Below are 6,079 nucleotides of genomic sequence, written 5' to 3' on the forward strand. Positions count from 1 at the left end.
GCCACGAGAGGATGGGGTTGTGCACACCGCCGCGACCATCCTCGACGCCGTCGTCCGGCACATCGACGCGACGGGGTTCGCCGCACACGGCATCCACGTGCGCACGCGGACTGCGGCGCCGGGCACCGACGGCACCGCGGACGACGTCGCCGAGCACCGCTGGACCCCCGACGTCCGGCGCGAGGTCCACTCCGCCGCCAAGGGCATCTGCGTCCTGGCCGCCGGCATCGCCGCCGACGACGGCCTGGTCGACCTCGAGGAACCGATCGCGACGTACCTGGCCGGCAGCGGCCTCGCTCTCGGCCCCGGCGTCGACCGGGTCACCCTCCGGCACCTGCTCACCATGACGAGTGGCATCGACATGCCGTGGTCGGCCTCCGAGCTGACGGACTGGCCGGACCTGGCCGCCGAGTTCCTGCGGCGACCGTCCCGCGGCCGGGTGTTCCAGTACGCGAACGCCAGCACCTACACCGCGATGCGCGTGCTCGAGACCCGGGTCGGTGACGTCGGCGCGTTCGTCACCGAGCGGCTGTTCGCCCCGCTCGGCATCCAGGACGTCGAGTGGCAACGCTGCCCGAACGGGTTCGTCGCCGGCGGCGAGGGGCTGGCGCTCCGCACCGAGGAGCTCGCCCGCATCGGACGCCTGATCCGCGACCGCGGGGTCGTCGACGGACAGCGGATCGTCGGCGCGCGGTGGTGCGACGCGATGCACACCGACTGGGTGGAGCGCGAGGGCACGGGCCCCGGCTACGAGCGGTACGCGATGGCCGGGTGGGGTGGCCCCGGCCGACTCTGGCGGCTGCACGGCGCGTACGGCCAGATGCTGCTGTTCGACGAGCCCGCGGCGAACTCCGACTCCGGCACCGGCACCGTCGTCACCATCACCGCCGACGACCACTTCGGCGCCGACGCGCTCGCCGCCTTCGTCGCCGACGAGCTGGCCCGCCAGGACCCCCGCCGGTAGCGACCGCGACGACCCGACCTGCACGTCCGCGCGCGCCCGGCGTGGGAGGATCGGTCAGTGCAGCAGCAACCCGTCGCGATCATCATCGCGGCCATGAGCGAAGAGGTCTCGGCCTTCGCCGACCTCTTCGGCGGTGTCCCCGTCCTCGACGGCCCCGTCGGTGGCCACGACCCGCACCAGCTGCTCGACATCGGCGGCGCCACGGTCGTCGTGCGCCGCAGCGGCATCGGCTTCACGAACGCCACGGCCGCCGTCGCCCACGGCTTCCACGACTTCGGCCCGGGCATCCCGGTCATCAGCGTCGGGACCGCCGGCGGGCTCATGCACGGCGTCGCCATCGGTGACGTCGTGGTCGGTGACCGGTACGTCAACCTCAACGCCGACGCCACCGCGTTCGGCTACGCCCTGGGCCAGGTCCCCGGCATGCCGACCGGCTACGCGCCGGACGCCCGGCTCGTCGAGCTGGCGATGGGCGCCGAGATCGCGTGGCCGCTGCGGTCGGCGACGATCGGCTCGAGCGAGGTCTTCGTGACCGAGGGCCGTGCCCGCGCACTCCGTGTCGCGTTCCCCGAGGTGGCTGCGGTCGACATGGAGTCGGCAGCGATCGCGCAGTTCGCCCACGTGCACGACATGCCGTTCGTGTCGGTCCGGTGCATCAGCGACCTCTGCGCGCCGGACGGCGCCGAGTTCCGCGAGCACCTGGACGACGCGGCGGCGCGCGCAGCGCGCGTGGTCCACGACCTGGTGCTCGGCCTGCGTTCCTGAGCCCGCCCCGCTCTCCGGCCTGGAGGCGCGACTCGCCGCCGCCGGTCTGCCGGCGGTGATCCGGGCCTCCCGTCCGTCCCCGCCTGGTCGCGTGCGTCCGCCCACCCGCTCCGTCAGCGCTCGACGACGCGCCACTCGCTGACGAACGTCGTGACGTCCTTCTCGTCCAGGTCTCGTTCCACGGTCTCGAGGAGTCGCTCGGCCTGATCCGCGTCTCCGGCTCGTGTCCGGAGGACCTCCGCGCCGTCGTCACGACGGCGGACGACCAGGTCGAAGCCCGGCAGGAAGTCCTCACTCGCGCCGCCCATCGCGGCCAGAGCCAATGCCGCCGTCGTCCTGGCCAGACGCCTGAACGAGTTCTGTCGGGAGCCCTCCACGGCCGCCTGCAGCACATCGCCGGCTCGCGTGCCGCCGTTCACGCGACGACCCCCACGGCACGGAGCCGACGGACGGCGAGCCGGTCCGCGGCTCCGGGTGCTGCGCCGAGGGCGTGCGACGCGATCGTGACGTCACCGTGCCGGAGCAGGCAGACGCCGGCGTCCCGTGTCTGCCCGCTGTGCCAGATCAGCCCGTCGCGGTGCTCCCACGCCAGGAAGTCCGGCTCGATGCGTCCGATCCCCACGCCGAACCGCAGGAGGTCGGACATGGTCGACCAGGTCCCGCCGGCTGGTGCGTAGGGACCTGATCCGACGCTCCAGGGTTCACGTGGACGGCCCCGCCACGATCGGAGCAGGGTTCGTCGCTCGGGTGCCGGGTCGAGGGTGGCGCTCGTGATGCCGAGCGGTGCCAGGACCGTCCGCTCGGCGACCGTGAACCACGCTTCCCGCGTGACGTGCTCGACCAGCCGACCGAGCACCGCGTAGCCGAGGTTGGAGTAGTCCCGCTCACCCGGTGTGGTCGGGGTCTGCCGCAGCGCACGCGTGACGTCCGCCTCGGACACGGTCGCGTACGGGTCGCCGACGATCCCGGCCGACATGCCCTGGTGCACACGGGGCAGGTCCGAGCGGTGTCGGATCAGGTCGTCAACCGTGTAGGTGGCGTCGTCGGGGACGTCCGGCAACAGGTCCCGGGCGGGGGTGTCCCGTGGGATGTCCCGTTCAGCGAGGACGGCGAGCACGGCGGCGGCGGTCACGGTCTTCGTGACGCTCGCCCACTCCACCAGCGCACCCGCTTCGTAGCGATCGCCGAGGTCGGCGGTGACGTCGCCCCCCACGTCGGTGATCACGGCTCGGTTCGCAGCGGTCACGCTCGTCCTCCTGATCGGGTCGGAGCCTCCATGATCGCAGCCGGTCATGCGGGGATCCGCGTTCGGGGCGTGTGGGCCCCAGGTGCCGGAGGGGCGCGTTCCGGCTCGCTGCACGGCCGGAATTGCGTTCCACGGACGTTCCGGGACCGATCGCGAACCCGGCTCCGAGCCCCTCGCTAGCCTCCATTCCGGGGGGCCAAGGAACCACGGCCAATCACACAGGGAGATCAGCCATGAGCGCCTACACGAGCGACGAGAACGTCGAACCCGCACGCATCAACACCTTCAAGCGCATCCGCAAGCAGTGGCGTCGGACGGGTGAGGTCGGCTACACCCACAGCGGCAGCGACTTCTTCCGTGACGACGCCCCCGAAGCGGTCGAGCGGTAACCAGCGCCAGCCACGGAGTGCCCGCCAGGAGCGATCCTGGCGGGCACTCCTGCATCATCGACCGAGCTGGTCCCGCAGGTAGGGCGCGGTCCGGCTGGCGGTCGAGGCGGCGACCTCGGCAGGCGTACCGGAGGCGACGACCCGGCCGCCGGCATCGCCGCCCGAGGGACCCATGTCGATGACGTGGTCGGCGCTCGCGACGACGTCCATCGCGTGCTCGACCACGACGACGGTGTTGCCGGCGTCGGTCAGGCGCGCGAGCTGGGCGGTCAGCAGCTCGACGTCGGCCGGGTGCAGGCCGGTGGTGGGCTCGTCGAGCAGGTACAGGGTGTGGCCGGTCCGTGCGCGCTGCAGCTCCGTCGCGAGCTTGATGCGCTGCGCCTCACCGCCGGACAGCTCCGGAGCGGGCTGCCCGAGCCGCAGGTAGCCGAGGCCGACCTCGCGGAGGGTCTCCAGTCCGCGCCCGGCTGCGGGCAGGGACGCCAGGAACGGTGCGGCTTCGTCGACGGTCATACCGAGGACGTCGGCGATGGACGCCCCGTTCCACCGGACCTCGAGCGTCTCGGCGGTGTAGCGGGAGCCGTGGCACTCGGGACACGCTGCCCAGCTGCCCGGCAGGAAGAGGAGTTCGACGGACACCGATCCCTCGCCCTGGCAGACCTCGCACCGGCCGCCGGCGACGTTGAACGAGAACCGTCCGGCGGTCCAGCCCCGGGCCTTCGCCTCGTCGGTCTGGGCGAAGGCGGCTCGGACCGCGTCGAACAGGCCGGTGTAGGTGGCGAGGTTCGAGCGGGGCGTCCGGCCGATCGGCTTCTGGTCGACCTGCACGACGCGGTCGACGAGTGGGTGCGACGTCGCGACGCCGGGCAGCACGCCGCCGACGAGCGACGACTTGCCGGACCCGCTGACCCCGGTGACCGCGGTGAGGACACCGAGCGGCAGGTCGACGTCGAGCCCTCGCAGGTTGTGCAGGGTGAGGTCGCGGAGCTCGAGCGTGCCGACGGGGGTCCGGACGGCTCGGTCGGCGGTCGGCTGCCGGGGCTCCAGGAAGCGCCGGGTGACCGACGCCTCGACCTCGGCCAGGCCGGCGACCGGTCCGCTGTACAGGACGGTGCCGCCGCCGGTGCCCGCGCGGGGGCCGACGTCGACGATCCAGTCGGCTCGGCGCACGATGCTCATGTCGTGTTCGACGACGAAGACGCTGTTGCCGCCGGCGCGGAGGTCGTCCAGGACGTCGACGAGTGACTCGGCATCGGCGGGGTGCAGCCCGGCGCTCGGTTCGTCGAGCACGTAGACGACGCCGAACAGGCCGGAGCGCAGCTGCGTCGCGATCCGCAGCCGCTGGCTCTCGCCGGGGGAGAGCGTCGGGGTGGCGCGGTCGAGCGCCAGGTACCCGAGACCCAGGCCGACCAGGACCTCGACGCGCGTGAGCAGGTCGCGGGAGATCGCCACGGCGACCTCGGTGTGCTCGCCGGACGATGCCCGCGACGTCGCCGCTGCCGCGTCCGTGATCGCGGCGATCGGGCGCAGGACGTCGGCCAGGCCGGTCAGCGGCAGCGCGTTCAGCTCGGCGATCGAGTGGCCGCCGATCGTGACGGCGAGGGCTGCTCGGGTCAGGCCGGTGCCGCCGCAGAGCGCGCACGGGCCGGACTCGACGAACTGCAGCACCTTCCCGCGCTGGGTCTCGCTCTGCGAGTCGGCGAGGGTGTGCAGCACGAACTGGCGAGCGCTCCAGAACCGGCCCTTGTAGGGCTTCGCCACGCGGTCGCGCTTCGGCTGCACCTGCACGACGGGCTGCTCCTCGGTGAAGAGCAGCCAGTCGCGGTCCTCCCGGGACAGCTCGCGCCACGGGCGGTCGATGTCGTAGCCGAGCACGGCGGTGACGTCGCGGAGGTTCTTGCCCTGCCACGCTCCGGGCCAGGCGGTGATCGCGCCGTCGCGGATGCTCAGCGACGGATCGTGCACGGCCGATGCCTCGGTGACCTCGTGCGCGGTCCCGATGCCGTGGCACCGGGGGCAGGCGCCGGCGACGGTGTTCGGCGAGAAGGAGTCCGACTCGAGCCGGTCGGCGCCGGACGGGTAGGTGCCGGCACGCGAGTAGAGCATGCGCATCGAGTTCGACAGCGTGGTCATGGTGCCGACGGTGGAGCGGGAGCTCGGGGCGCCGCGACGCTGCTGCAGGGCGACGGCGGGCGGCAGTCCGGTGATCGAGTCGACGTGCGGGGTGGACCCCTGCGCGATCAGCCGCCGCGCGTACGGGGCGACGGACTCCAGGAACCGGCGCTGGGCCTCGGCGAAGACGGTGCCGAAGGCGAGCGAGGACTTGCCGGAGCCGGAGACGCCGGTGAACGCGACGATCCGGTCGCGGGGGATGTCCACGTCGACGTCGCGCAGGTTGTTCTCACGGGCACCACGGACGCGGATGAAGTCGTCCGGCCCGGGTCGGTCGTCGGTCTGGGTCGAGCGGGGAGCGGGCATTCGCTCGATCGTAGGCTCGGCCACTGGGAGGAGCAGTACCGCCGGCGGAACCGCGAACGACGAAGAGCCGCTCCGCCCTGATCGGCGGAGCGACTATTCGTGTGGTGCGGTAGGTGTTACTTGATCTGTGCGGTGATGGTGGCGGTGCCGACGAGGAGGCCGCGCTTGACGGCGTCGGTGCCGAAGGTCTTGTTCAGCAGGCCGGCGGCGTCCTCGGAGATGTGGACGGTGGTGCCG

At 72.7% G+C, this 6,079-nt stretch carries 6 protein-coding genes; 3 read left to right on the plus strand and 3 right to left on the minus strand.

Features of this window, described 5'->3' with window-relative positions; genetic code table 11:
• Nucleotides 1-19 precede the first annotated feature (19 nt).
• Nucleotides 20-964 (plus strand): serine hydrolase domain-containing protein, encoded by a 945-nt coding sequence (locus H7A73_RS12120; RefSeq protein WP_182066186.1) that lies wholly within the window; start codon nucleotides 20-22, stop codon nucleotides 962-964.
• A gap of 57 nt (nucleotides 965-1,021) precedes the next feature.
• Entirely contained in the window at nucleotides 1,022-1,729 is a 708-nt protein-coding gene (mtnN, locus tag H7A73_RS12125; protein WP_084741295.1) for a 5'-methylthioadenosine/S-adenosylhomocysteine nucleosidase, read from the plus strand.
• Nucleotides 1,730-1,842: 113 nt separating this feature from the next.
• Here mtnN and H7A73_RS12130 read toward each other — a convergent pair whose 3' ends face one another.
• Entirely contained in the window at nucleotides 1,843-2,052 is a 210-nt protein-coding gene (locus H7A73_RS12130; RefSeq protein WP_182066187.1) for a hypothetical protein, read from the minus strand.
• 92 nt (nucleotides 2,053-2,144) lie between these two features.
• Entirely contained in the window at nucleotides 2,145-2,975 is an 831-nt protein-coding gene (locus tag H7A73_RS12135; RefSeq protein WP_182066188.1) for a serine hydrolase domain-containing protein, read from the minus strand.
• Nucleotides 2,976-3,208: 233 nt separating this feature from the next.
• On the opposite strand from H7A73_RS12135, the gene H7A73_RS12140 reads away from it, so the two are divergent.
• The gene (locus tag H7A73_RS12140) at nucleotides 3,209-3,364 is read left to right on the plus strand and encodes a hypothetical protein (RefSeq protein WP_182066189.1); all 156 of its coding nucleotides are present in this window, start codon (nucleotides 3,209-3,211) and stop codon (nucleotides 3,362-3,364) included.
• Between the two features lie 54 nt (nucleotides 3,365-3,418).
• On the opposite strand, the gene H7A73_RS12145 is transcribed toward H7A73_RS12140, so the two are convergent.
• Entirely contained in the window at nucleotides 3,419-5,842 is a 2,424-nt protein-coding gene (locus H7A73_RS12145) for an excinuclease ABC subunit UvrA (protein ID WP_182066190.1), read from the minus strand.
• Nucleotides 5,843-6,079: the final 237 nt, after the last annotated feature.

It is taken from the genome of Curtobacterium sp. ME12, assembly GCF_903970855.1.
GTDB classification, from domain to species: domain Bacteria; phylum Actinomycetota; class Actinomycetes; order Actinomycetales; family Microbacteriaceae; genus Curtobacterium; species Curtobacterium poinsettiae_A.